The sequence below is a fragment of the Burkholderia sp. Bp8992 genome, from assembly GCF_003853705.1.
In the GTDB taxonomy this organism is placed as follows: Bacteria; Pseudomonadota; Gammaproteobacteria; order Burkholderiales; family Burkholderiaceae; genus Burkholderia.
The window spans coordinates 49168-67689 of record NZ_QTQI01000018.1; the positions used below are offsets into that span (position 1 = coordinate 49168).

The 18522-nt window shown below is 64.4% G+C and carries 14 protein-coding genes; 10 read left to right on the forward strand and 4 right to left on the reverse strand.

All coding sequences use genetic code 11. The features are described 5' to 3' along the window. The first annotated feature begins 125 nt into the window (after positions 1-125). From typA to DIE03_RS24525, 6 genes are all read left to right on the forward strand, one after another. A complete protein-coding gene (gene typA, locus DIE03_RS24495) occupies positions 126-1952 on the forward strand; it encodes a translational GTPase TypA (protein ID WP_124454837.1) in 1827 nt (608 codons plus the stop codon). A gap of 318 nt (positions 1953-2270) precedes the next feature. Then, the gene (locus DIE03_RS24505; RefSeq protein WP_124454839.1) at positions 2271-5135 is read left to right on the forward strand and encodes a 2-oxoglutarate dehydrogenase E1 component; all 2865 of its coding nucleotides are present in this window, start codon (positions 2271-2273) and stop codon (positions 5133-5135) included. Between the two features lie 135 nt (positions 5136-5270). Further along, positions 5271-6548, forward strand: coding sequence for a 2-oxoglutarate dehydrogenase complex dihydrolipoyllysine-residue succinyltransferase (odhB, locus tag DIE03_RS24510; RefSeq protein WP_124454841.1), 1278 nt, complete (start codon positions 5271-5273; stop codon positions 6546-6548). An 81-nt stretch (positions 6549-6629) separates the two neighbouring features. After that, positions 6630-8060 carry a dihydrolipoyl dehydrogenase gene (lpdA, locus tag DIE03_RS24515; protein ID WP_124454843.1) on the forward strand — a complete coding sequence of 477 codons (1431 nt, stop codon included), beginning with the start codon at positions 6630-6632 and terminating at the stop codon, positions 8058-8060. A gap of 98 nt (positions 8061-8158) precedes the next feature. After that, on the forward strand, positions 8159-9256 hold the full coding sequence (gene zapE / locus DIE03_RS24520; protein ID WP_124454846.1) for a cell division protein ZapE: 1098 nt from the start codon (positions 8159-8161) through the stop codon (positions 9254-9256). A 144-nt stretch (positions 9257-9400) separates the two neighbouring features. Beyond that, positions 9401-9811: a transposase gene (locus DIE03_RS24525; RefSeq protein WP_185658215.1), complete on the forward strand. Its 411-nt coding sequence runs from the start codon at positions 9401-9403 to the stop codon at positions 9809-9811. A 102-nt stretch (positions 9812-9913) separates the two neighbouring features. On the opposite strand, the gene DIE03_RS24530 is transcribed toward DIE03_RS24525, so the two are convergent. The 4 genes from DIE03_RS24530 to DIE03_RS24545 all read right to left on the reverse strand — a co-directional run bounded on the left by DIE03_RS24530 (position 9914) and on the right by DIE03_RS24545 (position 15564). Beyond that, the gene (locus DIE03_RS24530; protein WP_124454850.1) at positions 9914-10375 is read right to left on the reverse strand and encodes a DUF2147 domain-containing protein; all 462 of its coding nucleotides are present in this window, start codon (positions 10373-10375) and stop codon (positions 9914-9916) included. A 166-nt stretch (positions 10376-10541) separates the two neighbouring features. Next, positions 10542-12227, reverse strand: coding sequence for a ShlB/FhaC/HecB family hemolysin secretion/activation protein (locus tag DIE03_RS24535; protein ID WP_124454851.1), 1686 nt, complete (start codon positions 12225-12227; stop codon positions 10542-10544). A 144-nt stretch (positions 12228-12371) separates the two neighbouring features. Continuing rightward, positions 12372-13793, reverse strand: coding sequence for a collagen-like triple helix repeat-containing protein (locus DIE03_RS24540; protein ID WP_124454853.1), 1422 nt, complete (start codon positions 13791-13793; stop codon positions 12372-12374). 40 nt (positions 13794-13833) lie between these two features. Continuing rightward, on the reverse strand, positions 13834-15564 hold the full coding sequence (locus DIE03_RS24545) for a collagen-like triple helix repeat-containing protein (RefSeq protein ID WP_124454855.1): 1731 nt from the start codon (positions 15562-15564) through the stop codon (positions 13834-13836). 678 nt (positions 15565-16242) lie between these two features. On the opposite strand from DIE03_RS24545, the gene DIE03_RS24555 reads away from it, so the two are divergent. The 4 genes from DIE03_RS24555 to cpaB all read left to right on the forward strand — a co-directional run bounded on the left by DIE03_RS24555 (position 16243) and on the right by cpaB (position 18486). Then, the gene (locus DIE03_RS24555; RefSeq protein WP_124454859.1) at positions 16243-16413 is read left to right on the forward strand and encodes a Flp family type IVb pilin; all 171 of its coding nucleotides are present in this window, start codon (positions 16243-16245) and stop codon (positions 16411-16413) included. Positions 16414-16501: 88 nt separating this feature from the next. Beyond that, entirely contained in the window at positions 16502-16996 is a 495-nt protein-coding gene (locus DIE03_RS24560) for a prepilin peptidase (protein ID WP_124454861.1), read from the forward strand. Next, positions 16993-17487 carry a TadE/TadG family type IV pilus assembly protein gene (locus DIE03_RS24565; protein ID WP_124454863.1) on the forward strand — a complete coding sequence of 165 codons (495 nt, stop codon included), beginning with the start codon at positions 16993-16995 and terminating at the stop codon, positions 17485-17487. Before DIE03_RS24560 ends, DIE03_RS24565 begins: the two co-directional genes overlap by 4 nt. A gap of 96 nt (positions 17488-17583) precedes the next feature. Beyond that, positions 17584-18486, forward strand: a complete 903-nt coding sequence (gene cpaB / locus DIE03_RS24570; RefSeq protein WP_124454865.1) for a Flp pilus assembly protein CpaB — start codon at positions 17584-17586, stop codon at positions 18484-18486. The last annotated feature ends 36 nt before the right edge of the window (positions 18487-18522 follow it).

Below are 18522 nucleotides of genomic sequence, written 5' to 3' on the forward strand. Positions count from 1 at the left end.
CGCGACGTGTCCGTCCGCTCTCGACATTCTCACGTGCTATAATTTGTGGCTTTCCAAGCTGCAACAGCGCGCGCCCGTGAAAACGAGCGGGCGCGTTTGCGCGTTCAAACGATTTCCAGGTTTCTATGACCCGCGCCCTTCGCAATATCGCCATCATCGCTCACGTCGACCACGGCAAGACGACGCTCGTCGACCAACTGCTTCGCCAGTCCGGCACCTTCCGCGACAACCAGCAAGTCGCCGAGCGTGTGATGGACTCGAACGACATCGAAAAGGAGCGCGGGATCACGATTCTCGCGAAGAACTGCGCGGTCGAATACGAAGGCACGCACGTCAACATCGTCGACACGCCGGGGCACGCGGACTTCGGTGGTGAAGTCGAGCGCGTGCTGTCGATGGTCGACTCGGTGCTGCTGCTGGTCGACGCCGTCGAGGGCCCGATGCCGCAGACGCGCTTCGTCACGAAGAAGGCGCTGGCGCTCGGCCTGAAGCCGATCGTCGTCGTCAACAAGATCGACCGCCCGGGCGCGCGGATCGACTGGGTGATCAACCAGACCTTCGACCTGTTCGACAAGCTCGGCGCGACCGAAGAGCAGCTCGACTTCCCGATCGTCTATGCGTCGGGCCTGAACGGCTACGCATCGCTCGACCCGGCTGCGCGCGACGGCGACATGCGCCCGCTGTTCGAGGCGATCCTCGAGCACGTGCCGGTTCGCCCGGCCGATCCGGAAGCGCCGCTGCAGCTCCAGATCACGTCGCTCGACTATTCGACGTACGTCGGCCGGATTGGCGTCGGCCGCATCACGCGCGGTCGCATCAAGCCGGGCCAGCCGGTCGTGATGCGCTTCGGCCCGGAAGGCGACGTGCTGAACCGCAAGATCAACCAGGTGCTGTCGTTCAAGGGTCTCGAGCGCGTGCAGGTCGAGTCGGCCGAAGCGGGCGACATCGTGCTGATCAACGGTATTGAAGACGTCGGCATCGGCGCGACGATCTGCGCGGTCGACACGCCGGAAGCGCTGCCGATGATCACCGTCGACGAGCCGACGCTGACGATGAACTTCCTCGTCAACTCGTCGCCGCTCGCGGGCCGCGAAGGCAAGTTCGTGACGAGCCGCCAGATCCGCGACCGCCTGATGAAGGAACTGAACCACAACGTCGCGCTGCGCGTGAAGGACACCGGCGACGAAACGGTGTTCGAAGTGTCGGGCCGCGGCGAACTGCACTTGACGATTCTCGTCGAGAACATGCGCCGCGAAGGCTACGAGCTGGCCGTGTCGCGTCCGCGCGTCGTGATGCAGGAAATCGACGGCGTGCGTCACGAGCCGTACGAACTGCTGACCGTCGACCTCGAAGACGAACACCAGGGCGGCGTGATGGAAGAGCTCGGCCGCCGCAAGGGCGAAATGCTCGACATGGCGTCGGACGGCCGCGGCCGCACGCGTCTGGAATACAAGATCTCGGCACGTGGCCTGATCGGCTTCCAGAGCGAATTCCTGACGCTCACGCGCGGCACGGGCCTGATGAGCCACATTTTCGATTCGTACGCGCCGGTCAAGGACGGTTCGGTCTTCGAGCGCCGCAACGGCGTGCTGATCTCGCAGGACGACGGCGCAGCGGTGGCCTACGCACTGTGGAAGCTGCAGGATCGCGGCCGCATGTTCGTGAAGCCGGGCGACGCGCTGTATGAGGGCATGATCATCGGCATCCACAGCCGCGACAACGACCTCGTCGTGAACCCGATCAAGGGCAAGCAGCTGACCAACGTGCGTGCGTCGGGTACCGACGAAGCCGTGCGTCTCGTGCCGCCGGTCCAGATGTCGCTGGAATACGCGGTCGAATTCATCGACGACGACGAACTCGTCGAAGTCACGCCGCAGTCGATCCGCCTGCGCAAGCGCTTCCTGAAGGAGCACGAGCGTCGCCGCGCGAGCCGCGAAGGTGCGGTCGACTAAGCATTTCGACCGTTCGCTGCGTCACGGAAAAGGCTGCCTTCGGGCAGCCTTTTCCGCATCTGCGCGATGCGCAACCGGATTACCCGCAAAACACTGTTCCCGCAGGTCGTGGCAATCCGGCAAAACCCCGTCGCGCGGTGCTTTCAGGCACATTTCCCCGTGAACTCCGGTATCGGTTCTGTGATATGCTGCGCGCACGCAAGTTTTAGGTCCTTCCAAGCAAGACTTGATTCGCAATCCGCTAAACGGTCAGGCCGTGTCGCGGAAGGTTGAGTAACCCGCTATTTCTCGAGAAGCTCGAAGAAAGGTGAGCGTAAAATGTCAGATGTAATGAAGCAGTTTCAGCTGAACTCCTATCTGTTCGGCGGCAATGCTTCGTACGTTGAAGAACTGTACGATGCATATCTCAACAATCCGGCGTCGGTGCCGGAGAACTGGCGAGAGTATTTCGACGCGCTGCAGAACGTGCCTGCAACGGACGGCTCGAATGCCAATGACGTCGCTCATTTCCCGATCGTCGAATCGTTCGCCGAGCGCGCGAAGGCCAATGCCTTCATCCCGCGCGAAAGCACGAGCAACCTCGCGACCGCGCGCAAGCAGGTCCACGTCCAGTCGCTCATCAGCGCCTACCGCTTCCTCGGCTCGCAATGGGCCAATCTCGATCCCCTGAAGCGTCGCGAACGTCCCGCCATTCCCGAACTCGAACCCGCGTTCTACGACTTCTCCGAAGGCGACCTCGACCAGACGTACAGCGCAAGCAACCTGTACTTCGGTTTCGACCAGGCTTCGCTGCGTGACATCGTCAAGGGTCTGCGCGACACGTACTGCGGCACGATCGGCGCCGAGTACATGTACATCAGCGACCCGGAACAGAAGCGCTGGTGGCAGGAGCGCCTGGAGTCGACCCGTGCGACGCCGTCGTTCTCGATCGACAAGAAGAAGCACATCCTGAATCGCCTGACGGCAGCGGAAGGCCTCGAGCGCTATCTGCATACCAAGTACGTCGGCCAGAAGCGCTTCTCGCTCGAAGGCGGCGAAAGCTTCATCGCGGCGATGGACGAAGTCGTCCAGCACGCAGGCAAGAGCGGCGTGCAGGAAATCATCATCGGCATGGCCCACCGCGGCCGTCTGAACGTGCTGGTCAACACGCTGGGCAAGATGCCGGCCGACCTGTTCGCCGAATTCGAAGGCAAGCACGTCGACGACCTGCCGGCCGGTGACGTGAAGTACCACAAGGGCTTCTCGTCGGACGTGTCGACGGAAGGCGGCCCGGTCCACCTGTCGCTCGCATTCAACCCGTCGCACCTCGAAATCGTGAACCCGGTGGTCGAAGGTTCCGCGAAGGCGCGTATGGACCGTCGCGGCGACGAAGACGGCCTGCAAGTGCTGCCGGTGCAGATCCACGGCGACGCGGCCTTCGCTGGCCAGGGCGTCGTGATGGAAACGCTGAACCTCGCGCAGACGCGCGGTTACGGCACGCACGGCACGCTGCACATCGTCATCAACAACCAGATCGGCTTCACGACGTCGGACCCGCGCGATGCGCGCTCGACGCTGTACTGTACCGACGTGGTCAAGATGATCGAAGCGCCGGTGCTGCACGTGAACGGCGATGATCCGGAAGCCGTCGTGCTCGCGATCCAGATCGCGATCGACTACCGGATGCAGTTCCACAAGGATGTCGTGATCGACATCGTCTGCTTCCGCAAGCTGGGTCACAACGAGCAGGACACGCCGGCCGTCACGCAGCCGCTGATGTACAAGAAGATCGCGCAGCACCCGGGCACCCGTGCGCTGTACGCCGAGAAGCTCGTGCAGCAGGGCGTGATCACCGCGGAAGATGCCGACAACTACGTGAAGGCATACCGCAAGGCGATGGACGACGGTCACCACACGGTCGACCCGGTCCTGTCGAACTACAAGAGCAAGTATGCGGTCGACTGGGTTCCGTTCCTGAACCGCAAGTGGACGGATGCAGCCGACACGGCCGTGCCGCTCGCCGAACTGAAGCGCCTCGGTGAGCGCATCACGACGGTCCCGGAAAACTTCAAGGTCCACCCGCTCGTCGAGCGCGTGATCAACGACCGCCGCAACATGGCGCGTGGCGACCAGCCGCTCGACTGGGGCATGGGCGAACACCTCGCATTCGCGTCGCTCGTCGCATCGGGCTACTCGGTACGCCTGACGGGCCAGGACTCGGGCCGCGGCACGTTCACGCACCGTCACGCGGTGCTGCACGACCAGAACCGCGAGCGCTGGAACGACGGTACGTACGTGCCGCTGCAGAACATCGCCGAAGGCCAGGCGAAGTTCACGGTGATCGACTCGGTGCTGTCGGAAGAAGCGGTGCTGGGCTTCGAATACGGTTACTCGACCGCCGAGCCGAACACGCTCGTGCTGTGGGAAGCGCAGTTCGGCGACTTCGTCAACGGCGCACAGGTCGTGATCGACCAGTTCATCTCGTCGGGCGAAGTGAAGTGGGGCCGCGTGTCGGGTCTCACGATGCTGCTGCCGCACGGCTACGAAGGGCAAGGTCCGGAGCACTCGTCGACGCGTATCGAGCGTTTCCTGCAGCTGTGTGCAGATCACAACATGCAGGTCGTTCAGCCGACGACGCCGGCGCAGATCTTCCACCTGCTGCGCCGCCAGATGATCCGTCTGTTCCGCAAGCCGCTGATCGTCGCAACGCCGAAGTCGCTGCTGCGTCACAAGGAAGCGGTGTCGGACCTGTCGGAACTGGCGAAGGGTTCGTTCCAGCCGGTGCTCGGCGAAACCGACGGCGGCATCGACGCGAAGAAGGTCAAGCGCGTGCTGGCCTGCTCGGGCCGCGTGTACTACGACCTCGTCGCGCATCGCCGCGAAGCGAAGGCGAACGACGTCGCGATCATCCGTATCGAGCAGCTGTATCCGTTCGCGCACAAGCAGTTCGAAGCCGAAATGAAGAAGTACGAGAACGCGACTGAAGTGGTCTGGGTGCAGGACGAGCCGCAGAACCAGGGTCCCTGGTTCTACGTCGAGCACCATCTGAAGGAAGGCATGAAGGAAGGGCAGAAGCTGGCATACAGCGGCCGTCCGGCTTCGGCCTCGCCGGCGGTTGGCTACTACGCGAAGCACTACGAGCAGCAGAAGGCCCTGATCGAAGGGGCATTCGGCCGCCTGAAGAGCGGATCGATCGCGAAATAACCGACGGAAGCGAAACGGGAAGGCGCGCGGCGCTTTCCCGTCTTCCTTGGCCTGCCGGGCGCGTGGCGCGCCGCATCGGCCGAAGGAATCGCACGAACCTCGTCACACCCCAGATTAAGCATCCAGGAAAATCACATGGCTATCGTAGAAGTCAAAGTCCCCCAGCTTTCGGAGTCGGTTTCGGAAGCGACCATGCTGCAGTGGAAGAAGAAGCCGGGCGAAGCAGTTGCGCAGGACGAAATCCTGATCGAACTCGAGACCGACAAGGTCGTGCTCGAAGTGCCGGCACCGGCAGCGGGCGTGCTCGCGCAAGTGCTGCAGAACGACGGTGACACGGTGGTTGCCGATCAGCTGATCGCGACGATCGACACCGAAGCGAAGGCAGGTGCCGCCGAAGCAGCGGCAGGTGCCGCCGAAGTCAAGCCGGCAGCAGCGCCTGCCGCAGCCGCACCGGCCGCACAGCCGGCCGCCGCAACGGCATCGAGCTCGGCCGCCGCATCGCCGGCCGCAGCGAAGCTGCTGGCCGAGAAGGGCCTCTCTACGGGCGACGTCGCAGGTTCGGGCCGCGACGGCCGTGTCACGAAGGGCGACGCGCTGGCAGCAGGCAGCGCACCGAAGGCGGCTCCGGCCGCCGCACCGGCGAAGACCGCTGCTGCGAAGCCGGCACTGCCGGAAGTGAAGGTGCCGGCATCGGCAGCGACGTGGCTGAACGACCGTCCGGAACAGCGCGTGCCGATGTCGCGCCTGCGTGCGCGTATCGCCGAGCGTCTGCTCGAATCGCAGCAGACCAACGCGATCCTGACGACGTTCAACGAAGTGAACATGGCTCCGGTCATGGAACTGCGCAACAAGTACAAGGACAAGTTCGAGAAGGAACACGGCGTGAAGCTCGGCTTCATGTCGTTCTTCGTGAAGGCGGCCGTGCACGCGCTGAAGAAGTTCCCGCTCGTGAACGCGTCGATCGACGGTAACGACATCGTCTACCACGGCTACTTCGACATCGGTATCGCTGTCGGCTCGCCGCGCGGCCTCGTCGTGCCGATCCTGCGCAACGCGGATCAGCTGAGCCTCGCCGAGATCGAGAAGAAGATCGCCGAATTCGGCCAGAAGGCGAAGGACGGCAAGCTGTCGATCGAGGAAATGACGGGCGGTACGTTCTCGATCTCGAACGGCGGCGTGTTCGGTTCGATGCTGTCGACCCCGATCATCAACCCGCCGCAGTCGGCCATCCTCGGCGTGCACGCGACGAAGGAACGTCCGGTCGTCGAGAACGGCCAGATCGTGATCCGTCCGATCAACTACCTCGCGCTGTCGTACGACCACCGCATCATCGACGGCCGCGAAGCCGTGCTGTCGCTCGTCGCGATGAAGGATGCGCTGGAAGATCCGGCCCGCCTGCTGCTCGACCTGTAAGCCGAGTCTCACTGCATTGACCCGCTCCGCGGGTTCGCGCACACGCGCGAACCCGCGGGCGCACAAGTAGAAAGGATTGTCATGTCCAAGGAATTTGACGTCGTCGTGATCGGCGCCGGCCCCGGCGGCTACATCGCCGCGATTCGCGCCGCGCAGCTCGGCAAGACCGTTGCCTGTATCGAGAAGTGGAAGAACCCGACCGGCGCGCTGAAGCTCGGCGGCACCTGCCTGAACGTCGGCTGCATCCCGTCGAAGGCGCTGCTCGCATCGTCGGAAGAGTTCGAGAACACGTCGCATCACCTGGCCGACCACGGCATCACGGTCGACGGCGTGAAGATCGACGTCGCGAAAATGCTCGGCCGCAAGGATGCGATCGTCGAGAAGATGACGAGCGGGATCGAGTTCCTGTTCAAGAAGAACAAGATCACCTGGCTGAAGGGCCATGGCAAGTTCACCGGCAAGACGGACGCCGGCGTACAGATCGAAGTGAGCGGCGAGGGTGAAACCGAAGTCGTCACCGCGAAGAACGTGATCATCGCGACGGGCTCGAAGGCGCGTCACCTGCCGGGCATCCCGGTCGACAACAAGATCGTGTCGGACAACGAAGGTGCGCTGACGTTCGACTCGGTGCCGAAGAAGCTCGCCGTGATCGGCGCAGGCGTGATCGGCCTCGAGCTCGGCTCGGTGTGGCGCCGCCTGGGTGCCGAAGTGACGGTGCTCGAAGCGCTGCCGGCATTCCTCGGCGCAGCCGACGAAGCGCTCGCGAAGGAAGCGGCCAAGCTGTTCAAGAAGCAGGGCCTCGACATCCATCTCGGCGTGAAGATCGGTGAAGTGAAGGCGACCGACAGCGGTGTGTCGATCGCCTACGCGGACAAGGACGGCAACGCGCAGACGCTCGACGCCGACCGCCTGATCGTGTCGGTCGGCCGCGTGCCGAACACCGACAACCTCGGCCTCGAGGCAATCGGCCTGAAGGCGAACGAGCGTGGCTTCATCGACGTGGACGACCACTGCCGTACGGCAGTGCCGAACGTGTACGCGATCGGCGACGTGGTGCGCGGCCCGATGCTCGCGCACAAGGCGGAAGACGAAGGCGTGCTGGTCGCGGAAGTGATCGACGGCCAGAAGCCGCACATCGACTACAACTGCATTCCGTGGGTGATCTACACGTACCCGGAAATCGCATGGGTCGGCAAGACGGAGCAGCAGCTGAAGGCGGAAGGCCGCGAGATCAAGTCGGGCAAGTTCCCGTTCTCGATCAACGGCCGCGCGCTCGGCATGAACGCGCCGGACGGCTTCGTGAAGATGATCGCGGATGCGAAGACCGACGAACTGCTCGGCGTGCACGTGATCGCCGCGAATGCGTCGGACCTGATCGCGGAAGCCGTGGTGGCGATGGAATTCAAGGCGGCGTCGGAAGACATTGCCCGCATCTGCCATCCGCACCCGTCGATGTCGGAAGTGATGCGCGAAGCGGCGCTCGCCGTCGACAAGCGCTCGCTGAACAGCTGAGCACGGCGTAGCGCCTGCCGGCCGTCGGCCGGCGCAGCCGTCTCTTGACGAAGGCGGGCGGGGTTTCCCGCTCGCCTTCGTTCTTTCCGGTTTGCCCGATGAACGTCACCGAATACTACACGCGCGAACTGACCACGCGCGGCTATCAGTCCGATCCCGCCCAGCGCGCGGCCGTCGATCGCCTGCAGCGCTGCTTCGACGAGTGGGTCGAGTACAAGGCGCGTCGCTCGAACGCGTTCAAGAAGCTCATCAATCATCCGGACCTCCCGCGCGGCGTCTACATGTGGGGCGGCGTCGGCCGCGGCAAGAGCTTCCTGATGGACAGCTTCTATGCGGTCGTGCCCGTGCAGCGCAAGACGCGTCTGCATTTCCACGAATTCATGCGCGAAGTGCATCGCGAGCTCGAGGAACTGAAAGGGCAGGCCGATCCGCTCGACGAACTCGCGCGGCGCATCGCGAAGCGCTACCGGCTGATCTGCTTCGACGAATTCCACGTATCGGACATTGCGGACGCGATGATCCTGTACCGTCTGCTCGACCGCCTCTTCAACAACGGCGTGCAGTTCGTGATGACGTCCAACTACGATCCCGACGACCTGTATCCGGACGGCCTGCATCGCGACCGCATGCTGCCGGCGATCGCGCTGATCAAGGACAAGCTCGACGTGCTGAACGTCGACGCGGGTGTCGATTATCGCCAGCGCACGCTCGCGCAGGTGAAGATGTATCACACGCCGCTCGGCGCGGACGCCGATCGCGAATTGCGCCATGCGTTCGGCAAGCTCGCGGCGGTACCCGATGAAAGCCCGATCCTGCATATCGAGAAACGCGAACTGAAGGCGCTGCGCAAGGCGGACGGTGTCGTCTGGTTCGACTTCGCGACGCTGTGCGGCGGCCCGCGATCGCAGAACGACTATCTGGAACTGGCGAGCCGCTTCCATGCGATCGTGCTGTCCGAGGTGCCGCAGATGTCGCCGCGGATGGCGTCCGAGGCGCGTCGCTTCACGTGGCTCATCGACGTGCTGTACGACCACAAGGTCAAGCTGCTGATGTCCGCGGCGGTGCCGGCGGAGCAGTTGTACGTCGAAGGCCCGATGGCCAACGAATTTGCGCGCACGGTGTCGCGAATCGTCGAGATGCAGTCGAAGGAGTATCTCGAGACGCCGCGTCGCATCGTCGACACGTCGCTGACCTGATTGCGTTGTCCGGTAATTGACGGGATTCAAACGTCAATTCCGGTCAAATTCATGCAATCTCGGGGTATTTTCGGATTTGTCTTATATTCATCGTTGAGGTGAGCCGATATCGTTGTGTCATGGTTACCAAGGCTGGAGATGTCCATGACACCGTATCGCGATCTGACCGACCACGAGTGGCGCTGCGTTGCGCCGCTTCTGCCCGAAATGCAGCCGCGCACCGAGTTGCGCGGCCGTCCGTTAGCCAATACGCGGGCCGTCCTGAACGGCGTGCTCTGGGTGATCTACAGCGGCGCGACGTGGTCCGCCATGCCGCGCCGTTACCCGTCGTATCAGACATGCCATCGCCGCTTCAAGGTCTGGCACGAGACGGGCACGCTGTTGAGCGTGATGCGTGAACTCTATGGCGATCCGGGCGTGAATCTGTGCAACGAATTGTCCGCGCGAATGCGCAAGCACACGCAATCGAAGGCGGCAGAGGCACGCAGCAACGCGGTACCCGCGTATCGCAAACCGGGCGGCTATGCGCCCGACTCGCTGAAGCGCGCGGCGTGATGCCAGTCGGTTTCTGTTGCGCCCGCACCCAAAGAAAATCGGCCTGACGACTTCGTCGCAGGCCGATTTTTCATTGAGCCGCGCGCTTTCGTGCGCGCTGCGTTATTGCTGGCGAATCCAGGTCTGCGACCGGCCGAGCAGCGATACGCCGATGTAACCGCGCACCACGAGTTTCTGGCCGCCGTCTTCAAGCGTCATCTTGCACTTGTAGACCTTGCCGTTCTCCGGGTCGAGGATGTTGCCGCCGTCCCAGTGGTCGCCTTCCTTCTTCATTGCCTTGATGATCGTCATGCCCTTGATGAGCTGATCCTTGCGCTCGTCCGTGCAGGCGGTGCAGCGGCGATCGGGCGTATCGTTCGCGCCGAGGCCCTTGACGACCTTGCCCGTCAGCGCACCGTCGCCGTCCTCGGCGATCTGCACGAGTGCTTTCGGTTGATGGGTGTTGTCATCGATCGTCTGCCACATGCCGACGGGATTGTCGGCTTGTGCGAACGTGGGGGCTGCACAGGCGAGCAGTGCGCCGGCAACGGCGATTGCACGCAACGGGCGGGTCAGTTGAATCATTGTCGTCCTCCTTGTTTTGCATGTCGTGTTCGATTCGCCCGCACGCCCGTCTGCATAGGGCGGGCATGTTGCGAGCTTCGCCAGAATACGTGAAACCGCGCGCCACGTTTGATAGAGGGGACTCTAATCGAAACAGCCCGCGTGACGCGGGCTGTTTGGTGTCCGATCAGTTCAGCTGATACGAGAATGCGGCGTTGATGCGCGGGCTGCGCGACGCGCTTTCGACGGGCGCGTCGCCGATCGGCTTCGCAACGTTCAGGTCGAGGCTGTAGAAGCGGCTGTCGGACAACCGCACACCGATGCCGACCGACGACATGCGGTTCGGCGACGGCGTGCCTGAGTGCAGATACACGCGCGCCATGTCGTAGGCCACGTACGGCGTGATCGATTTCAGATACGTCCAGCCCGGCGTGAAGCCGCGGTTGACCTCCAGCGACATCGCCCAGCCCGAGTCGCCCGACGCTTCGCCAGGCTGATAGCCGAGCGCGTAGCGCGTCGAGCCGAACGAGATCTGTTCGGACGTCGGCAGCGAATCGGGACTGTATTGGCCGGTCAGCGAAACCGACGTGCCGATCCGGAACGGCCATTCGTTGGTTTGCGTGACAGTCGCGCCGGTGCGGACGAAGGTCAGCGAAATCGGGTTGCCCACCGAGGTCGTCGTCGAGCCGACGGTGATGTCCTGCGCCTTCGACGCGCCGAGGATGTTGAAACCCTTCGCGACATTGACGCTCAGCTTCTGGACCTGTTTCGGCTGGACGCTCGTGTAGTCGAGTTGCATCTGCAGCACGCGGACCTGCGAGCGCGTATCGAGGGTCGCGCCGTTGATCTGGTTCTGGTAGCGGTCCTCGTTGTGCGACGCGTAGCCCGACACGGTCCCGAGCAGGCTGCGCTGGTTGTTCAGCAAGATCGGATAGGATGCCGAAAGACCAAGCTTCTCGTTCTTGACCGTACGCTGCACATAAGACGGCAGCCCAGGGTTGTCGGTCGGCTTGCCGCGATACGTACTTGCGTCGAGGCGCGTGATCAGGCCGCTGCTGCCGACAGGTACCGCGCCGCTGAACGCGAAGTAGGTCTGCTTGTCACGTCCGGGCGGCGCGAGCGCCGAGATGCTCAATTGCTCGCCAAACCGCGTCAGGCCGTTTTCGGTCGCGGTGATGAGGCCCTGGACGCCGGGGTGGTTGAAGTCGATACCGGTGCCGATGTTGAACGGCTTGCGGTCGACCGCGAGTTCGAGCGTCGTGGCGCCATCGGTGGTTTGCGGCGGCGGGACATTCGCCTTCACCGTGAGGCCGGGCAGCAGGCCGAACGTGTTCACGTAGCGTTCGAACGTCGCGCGGCGCAGCGGGCGATCGTCCGTGATGTGGGCAGCGATCGCGCGGATCTTCGGTTCCATCGCACCGGGCTTGCCGGTGATCTTGACGTCCGACACATAGCCTTCGACTACCGTGATGCGCACGACGCCATTCTCGAACGTCTGCGCGGGAACGAACGCGAACGAAAGCGCGTAGCCGCGTTCCTGGTACAGCTTCGTCACGCCGTTGGCGGTTTCGATCAGGTCGCCGATCGTGATGTCCTTGCCGACGAGCGGGGTGAAGCGACGCGAGATTTCCTCGAACGGCACCGACTTCACGCCTTCGACCTGAAACGTCGACGGCGTCAGGTGTCGCGACAGCAGCTCCTGCAGTTGCGGCGCTTGCGGGGCGACCTGCACGGTCACGTTCGGGCCGGTCTTCGGTGCGTTGATCTGGGGCAGGGAGTCGAGCGGGTTACCGCCGACGCGCGATTGTGCATGTGCCGTGCCTGCTGCCGCGATGGCGAGCAGCATCATCCATCTGTCGAGTCTGGATTTCATTGTTCTTCCTCGTAGGCCTTGCTTTTCGTCTTCTTTGTAATGCCGGCGCGCGACACCAGGGTGTCGCGCGCCGCGTGCCGCCATGCCGGTTGTGTTTGTACGGCCGCGCCATTCGCTCCGGCTGCGATGGTGCGGCCGTCCTCCTTACTTGCCAACGCTACCCAGCGTGCCCAGCAACCCCGTTACCGGTGCCAGCAGGCCCGTCGAGCCGCTACCCGACGATGCCGTGCCCGTGACACCGCCGACCAGCGACGTGACCGGCGCGAGCGGGCTCGCGCCTCCCGATCCTGCTGCACCGCCCACTGCTCCGGTGACAGTATTCAGCAAACCGGTGACGGGCGCGAGAGGGTTTGCACTGCCTGCGCCGCCTGTTGCGCCGCCGAGCGTGCCGGTGACCGTCGACACGAGATTCGTGACGGGGGCGAGCGGACCGCCGCTGCCGCCTGCCGCGCCACCGAGTGCGCCGGTGACCGTCGACACGAGGCCCGTGACCGGAGCGAGCGGGCCGCTGCCCGAGCCGCCCGTTGCGCCGCCAAGTGCGCCCGTGAGCGAGCCGAGCGGCGTCGAGCCGAGACCGGACAGCAGGCCGCCGAGCGGGTTCGTCGAGCTGGAGCCCGACGACGTGCCGTTCTGGACGGTTGCCGTCGAGCCGCCGACGAGGCTCGTGATCAGGCCGGGGATCGGTGCTGCGCCGTTCGGGCCGTTCGGGTTGACGAGGCCGCCTGCGTTGGTCACGGTGTTGCCGACCGCGGTCACGAGTTGGCCGACGTCGCCGACGAGCGGCTGGCTCGACGTGCCGCCCACCTGCTTGCCTGCCGAGCTGATCGCGCCGCCGATCTGGCCGAGCAGGCCGGAGACGGGTTGGCCGAGGCCGGTCGTCGTGCCGACCTGTTGTGTGACCTGGCCGGCCGTGATCACGAGCGGCGTGATCGCCGAGCTGATCGGTTGCGTGACCTGCTGGACTGCGCCCGACGACAGCGTCGAGCCGATCGTCGTGCCGGCGGCCGTCAGGCCGTTGGCGACCGTGTCGAGCACGGTGCCGACCGGCGTCGTGACCGGAGCGAGCGGCGCGAGCGGGCCCGTGCCGAGCGCCTTCACCGTCGAGCTCAGGCCGGACACTGTGTTGCTCGTCGCGCCGACGACATTGCCGAGGCCGGCAACCGTCGTGCCGACCGGATCCTTCGTCGAGCCGATCTGTCCCAGCCCGTTGCTCACGGCATCGGCGGCTGCGCCGACGATCGTGCCGGTGCTGGAGAGCGTGCTGCCGACTCCCTTCGTCACGCCGTCGCCGAGGCCCGGCAGGCTGATGTTGCCGACCGTGCTGCCGAGGTCGCTGGCCGTCTGGCCGACCGTGCTGACGACACCCTTGGTGCCGGTCGACGTGCCGCTGGTGCCGCTCGTGCTGGGCGTGCCGCTCGTGCTCGGATTGCTGTTGCTGCTGCTGGACGGCGTCGCGCTGACACCGCCGCCGCCGCAGGCGGCCAGCAGGCAGGCTGCGGCGAAGGCGGTGAGGGGTACGCGCCACTGGCGCAGGGTGACGGTCGTGATGAAACGTTGCTGGGACATGATGGACTCCTCGCTGTCTTTTCGATGAATGGATGCCGGATTACTTGCCGTGCGTGCCGCCGAGCAGGCCGCCGATCAGCGACGTGACAGGCGCGAGCGGGTTCGACGTCGAGCCCGAGTTCGTGACGGCGCCCGTGCCGCCGCTCAGTGCCGGTGCGCCGACCGTGCTGGTGACCGTCGAGACGGCGTTCGTCACCGGGGCGAGCGGGCTGCTGCCGCCTGCGCCGCCCGTCACGCCGCCGAGGGCACCCGTGACTGCGCCGAGGAGACCTGTGACCGGTGCAAGCGGGCTGCCGCTCGTTCCGCCGGTTGCGCCGCCGAGTGCGCCGGTGACCGTCGAGACGAGGCCGGTAACCGGTGCGAGCGGGCTGCCGCTGCCGCCTGCTGCGCCACCGAGTGCGCCGGTGACCGTGGAGACGAGGCCGGTGACCGGAGCGAGCGGGCCGCTGCCGCCGCCTGCTACGCCACCAAGTGCGCCGGTGACCGTGGAGACGAGGCCGGTGACCGGAGCGAGCGGACCGCTGCCGCTGCCTGCTGCGCCACCAAGTGCGCCGGTCACCGTCGAGACGAGGCCGGTGACCGGAGCGAGCGGGCCACTGCCGCCGCCTGCTGCGCCGCCGAGAGCGCCGGTAACCGTCGAGACGAGACCGGTGACCGGAGCGAGCGGACCGCTGCCGCCACCCGTTGCGCCGCCGAGAGCGCCCGTGACGGTGGAGACGAGGCCCGTGAGCGGAGCGAGCGGATTGGTCACGCCGCCGGTGCCGCCCGTGAGCAGGCCGCCGACGGTCTTCACGGTATTGCCCGTGGCCGAGACGGTGTTGCCGAGGCCTGTCGTGACGGGGTTGCCGCCTGTCGACGCGAGCAGCGCGCCGGCCTGGTTCAGTCCGTTGCCGACCGTGCCGAGCAGCGTGTTGACGGGGGCGCCGAGGCCGGTCGCCGTACCGATCGTCTGGGTCGTCTGGCCGACCATCGTCGTGATCGGCGTGATGGCCGAGCTGACCGTCTGCGTGACTTGCTGGATCGGGCCGGTCGACAGCGCATTGCCAAGGGTCGTGCCGCCGTTCGACACGGCGCCGCCGAGTGTCGACACGAGGCCGCCGACGGCCCCCGTGACCGGAGCAAGCGGCGACAGCGGGCCGCTGCCGAGGCTCGTGACCAGCGCGCCGGTCTGCGTGACGGCGCCGCCGAGCTGGTTGACTACGCCGCCCGTGCTGGCGAGCGTGGTGCCGACCGGATCCTTCGTTGCGCCGAGCTGGCCGAGACCGTTGCCGAGGCCGTTGCCGAGTGCGGTCACCGCGCCGCCGACGCTTTGCACGATGCCACCTGCGGCTTGCGTCGTGGCAGGATTGACGCCCGGCAGCGTTTGGCTGCCGAGGGCGGAGCCGAGATTGGAGACGGCGCCGCCGGCAGTCGTGACGATATTGCTGGTGCTTGCGAGGACAGTTCCCACTGGGTTCGCCGACACACCGGAGGTGCCGGACGTACCGCTCGTGCCCGAGGTTCCGCTGGTACCGGACGTGCCGCTCGTGCCCGACGTGCCGCTGGTGCCGGACGTGCCGCTCGTACCCGAGGTGCCGCTCGTGCCGGACGTACCGCTCGTGCCCGAGCTGCCGCTGGTGCCGGAGGTGCCGCCGCCCGAGCTCGAGCCGCCGCCGATGCCGTGGCTGATGGAACCGGAGCCGCCACACGCGGAGAGGGAGAGCATGGCTGCAACGGTGGCCGCGATCAGAGTCGTCCGGAACACGCCATGAGGGATAACCTTAATGTCCATTTCTTCCTCGCATTAAAAATGTGTTGTGAACTGCGTTGTGTTGAGTGGTGCGAGGACTACTCTGCAACTGTCGTGCCATTTCGACGCCCGACAGTTCGACAACCGGTTTTAAACGAGGCAATTCCTTGTCGGGAAAGGAAGTGGTGGAAATTGAAAGATTGTTGAATCTGTTTAAGTGCGGGCGAATGAGAACGATTTCGGCCGTTTCGTAACGTAACGTCACAACATTGGCGTTACGGGTGCGGCGTAACGTGGGCGGAGAGCCGGCTTGGTGGACAAGGCAATTGTTTTACTGGTGGATTAGGTGTGCACATCTAACCTATCGTAAATCCTATGTGTAAGTCGTACCGAAACGCCGTACAAATACGTTGTGCTCCTGAAGACTTTTTTTCCGGTGGGGTCGTTAAAAGAGGTTGGAAACTAAATCGGATCGGATATAGAATCGGGAGCAGATGTAAGCAAATGTACGGTTCGGTACACAACGTTCGAGGAGGGTCACTATCGCGAATGTTAACTTGCATCAAATCGTGAGCAATGCCCTTCGGGGCGACCTATAAAGAAAGCGCACCCGGTTGTCGCTGCAGCAGATGTGGTGAACGGCGTGGGGCAAGGGCCAGATATGCGGGGACGTATACGTATAAAAGGCCAAAGATCGTAAATACAGGCACGAGGAATAAAATGAAAGCAATCATCAAGCGTTTCCTTAAGGAAGAAAACGGGGTTACCGCAGTCGAGTACGGACTCATTGCCGGACTTATCGCAGTCGCTCTCGTCACTGCCATGGGCACGTTGACGGGCGGCATCTCGGGGGCGTTCAGCTACATCGCGAGCAAGTTGCCGGCGGCATAACGAACGAGCTTTCGCTCATTTCCCTGCTGATAGGGGCGCGGATTGCTTTGGCAATCCGCGCAGGTAAGTTTTGCCGCTCGGGGCGTAAATGATCCTGCTAACTGGCGTCGGGGTTTTCCTCGCGTGGGCGGTGCTCGTCGCGTTCGAGGACATTCGCCACAGGCGTATACCAAATTCACTGGTGATCGGTGGGCTTGTATCTGCATTTCTGCTCTCCGGACACAATCCATTCGGCATATCCGTAAATCAGGCGCTCACCGGCGTACTGATCGGCTTTGTCAGCCTTTTCCCATTTTTCGTGCTGCGCGTAATGGGTGCTGCGGATGTCAAGGTATTCGCAGTGCTGGGTGCGTGGTGCGGTCCCCATGCGTTGTTGTGGCTCTGGATCGTTGCGAGCCTGCTCGCGTTTGCCCATGTCGGCACGCTGATCTTCGCCACTCGCACACCGGTGTCCGCGCTGTGGCATCGGCGCGCTCCGACGATGGAGATTGCCGGCTTCCGCGCGTCGCCGTATGCCGCGTTTCTCGTGATTCCGGCGGCATTGTGGTGCGTGTACCGGATCGCAATTGGGGGAATGCAATGACGCTCCCTTGTCTTGCATCAGGAATGCGGCGTCGCGAGCGCGGCGCGACTGCTATTGAATTTGCGTTGATGCTGCCGGTGTTTTTCCTGATCCTGTACGCGATCATCACGTACGGAATGATCTTCGCCGCGCAGCAAAACCTGACGCTTGCGGCGACAGAGGGCGCCCGTGCTGCGCTGAATTATCAGCAGGTGGGAGCGGCTGCGTCGGTGCAGGCGGCGCAGCAAGCCGCACTTGCCGCGCGGGCCCAGGCCGCCTGCACGGCCGCAACGAACCTGACCACGTGGCTAAAAGGGTCGACATGCACGCCGACGCAGCAAGGTAGCTGTTCGTACGACACGACGATGCTGTGTGTTCAGATCACGCTGACCTATCCGTACTCGCAGAACCCGCTGGTCCCGCCGTTTCCGCTGCTCGGCTCGCTGTTGCCGGTGCCCTCGGCACTCGTCGGAACTGCGATGGTGCAGATCAGCCCGGTCAACATCATATAGACGGCAGCAATGGCGTCGTGCCGGGGCGAGGTCGGCCCGGTCGGTCACGTTGCGCGAAGAATTCAATCGTGAGTAGCGGGGAAGCGTAAGAACACTATGGCCAACAACCTGACGAAGATCATTGCAGGCTTGCTGATCGCGATCGCGGTCCTGCTCGGCGTCTATGCGTGGATGCTCGGTCGAAAGCCAGTCGATGTCGCACCGGTTGCCGCGACGGTGGCGACGCAACGCGAGCCGGTTGTCGTGGCGACCCGGCCATTGCAGGCCGGCCAGCCGATTCCAGCCGATGCGCTGAAGGTTCAGCAGTCGACTGCTGCGCCGAAGGGGGCGTTTGCCGATCCGCTGCAACTAGTTGGTCGCATCCCAATTGCCGATATTCCCGCTCAAGCGGCCGTCGTCGCAAGCGCACTGTCATCCGGCCTTGCCGAGCAGATCGCGCCGGGCGAGCGCGCTGTCGCGATCAAGGTGGACGAGACCAACGCAGTCGGCAACCGCGTGCGGCCCGGTAACTATGTGGACGTGTTCCTGAACCTGAAACGCGACGGGACTGGCGTGGCGATTGGCGGGACGTCGACAGCCGAGATCGTGAATACCCAGGCGCGATTGCTGATGTCGAAGGTCCGCGTGCTGTCGTTTGGAGATGCCACAACCGAGCGAGACAGCTCGAACGGTTCCGTGGTCGGGGTGCGGACTGCCGTGCTGGCAGTGCCGACCGCGCAAGTGGATGCGCTGACGCTCGCCGAGCAGAGTGGCCGGCTCGTGCTCGCGCTCCGTAGCCCGCGCGACGACGAAGTCGCGACGCAGACCGTCGCGGTTCGTGTGGGCGACGACAAGAGCCCGTCGGCGCTTGCCGCAACCGGTGTGATGCTGGGCGAGTTGTCGAAGAGTGCGACGGCGCAGGCGCCGGTTCCGCGTGCGGCGGCGCGGGCAGTCACGCGGCATTCAGGCGGCGGCATCGAGGTGATTCGGGGTGGGCGGACCGAGACGGTCGCTTATTGAGCGCGACGAAGACGACAACCAGAGAAGGGGGGCGGA

What these genes read in the sequence shown, in the direction of transcription:
- typA (WP_124454837.1), top strand. Translation starts at nt 126, where the DNA reads ATGACCCGCGCCCTTCGCAATATCGCCATCATCGCTCACGTCGACCAC.
- DIE03_RS24505 (WP_124454839.1), top strand. Translation starts at nt 2,271, where the DNA reads ATGTCAGATGTAATGAAGCAGTTTCAGCTGAACTCCTATCTGTTCGGC.
- odhB (WP_124454841.1), top strand. Translation starts at nt 5,271, where the DNA reads ATGGCTATCGTAGAAGTCAAAGTCCCCCAGCTTTCGGAGTCGGTTTCG.
- lpdA (WP_124454843.1), top strand. Translation starts at nt 6,630, where the DNA reads ATGTCCAAGGAATTTGACGTCGTCGTGATCGGCGCCGGCCCCGGCGGC.
- zapE (WP_124454846.1), top strand. Translation starts at nt 8,159, where the DNA reads ATGAACGTCACCGAATACTACACGCGCGAACTGACCACGCGCGGCTAT.
- DIE03_RS24525 (WP_185658215.1), top strand. Translation starts at nt 9,401, where the DNA reads ATGACACCGTATCGCGATCTGACCGACCACGAGTGGCGCTGCGTTGCG.
- DIE03_RS24530 (WP_124454850.1), bottom strand. Translation starts at nt 10,375, where the DNA reads ATGATTCAACTGACCCGCCCGTTGCGTGCAATCGCCGTTGCCGGCGCA.
- DIE03_RS24535 (WP_124454851.1), bottom strand. Translation starts at nt 12,227, where the DNA reads ATGAAATCCAGACTCGACAGATGGATGATGCTGCTCGCCATCGCGGCA.
- DIE03_RS24540 (WP_124454853.1), bottom strand. Translation starts at nt 13,793, where the DNA reads ATGTCCCAGCAACGTTTCATCACGACCGTCACCCTGCGCCAGTGGCGC.
- DIE03_RS24545 (WP_124454855.1), bottom strand. Translation starts at nt 15,564, where the DNA reads ATGGACATTAAGGTTATCCCTCATGGCGTGTTCCGGACGACTCTGATC.
- DIE03_RS24555 (WP_124454859.1), top strand. Translation starts at nt 16,243, where the DNA reads ATGAAAGCAATCATCAAGCGTTTCCTTAAGGAAGAAAACGGGGTTACC.
- DIE03_RS24560 (WP_124454861.1), top strand. Translation starts at nt 16,502, where the DNA reads ATGATCCTGCTAACTGGCGTCGGGGTTTTCCTCGCGTGGGCGGTGCTC.
- DIE03_RS24565 (WP_124454863.1), top strand. Translation starts at nt 16,993, where the DNA reads ATGACGCTCCCTTGTCTTGCATCAGGAATGCGGCGTCGCGAGCGCGGC.
- cpaB (WP_124454865.1), top strand. Translation starts at nt 17,584, where the DNA reads ATGGCCAACAACCTGACGAAGATCATTGCAGGCTTGCTGATCGCGATC.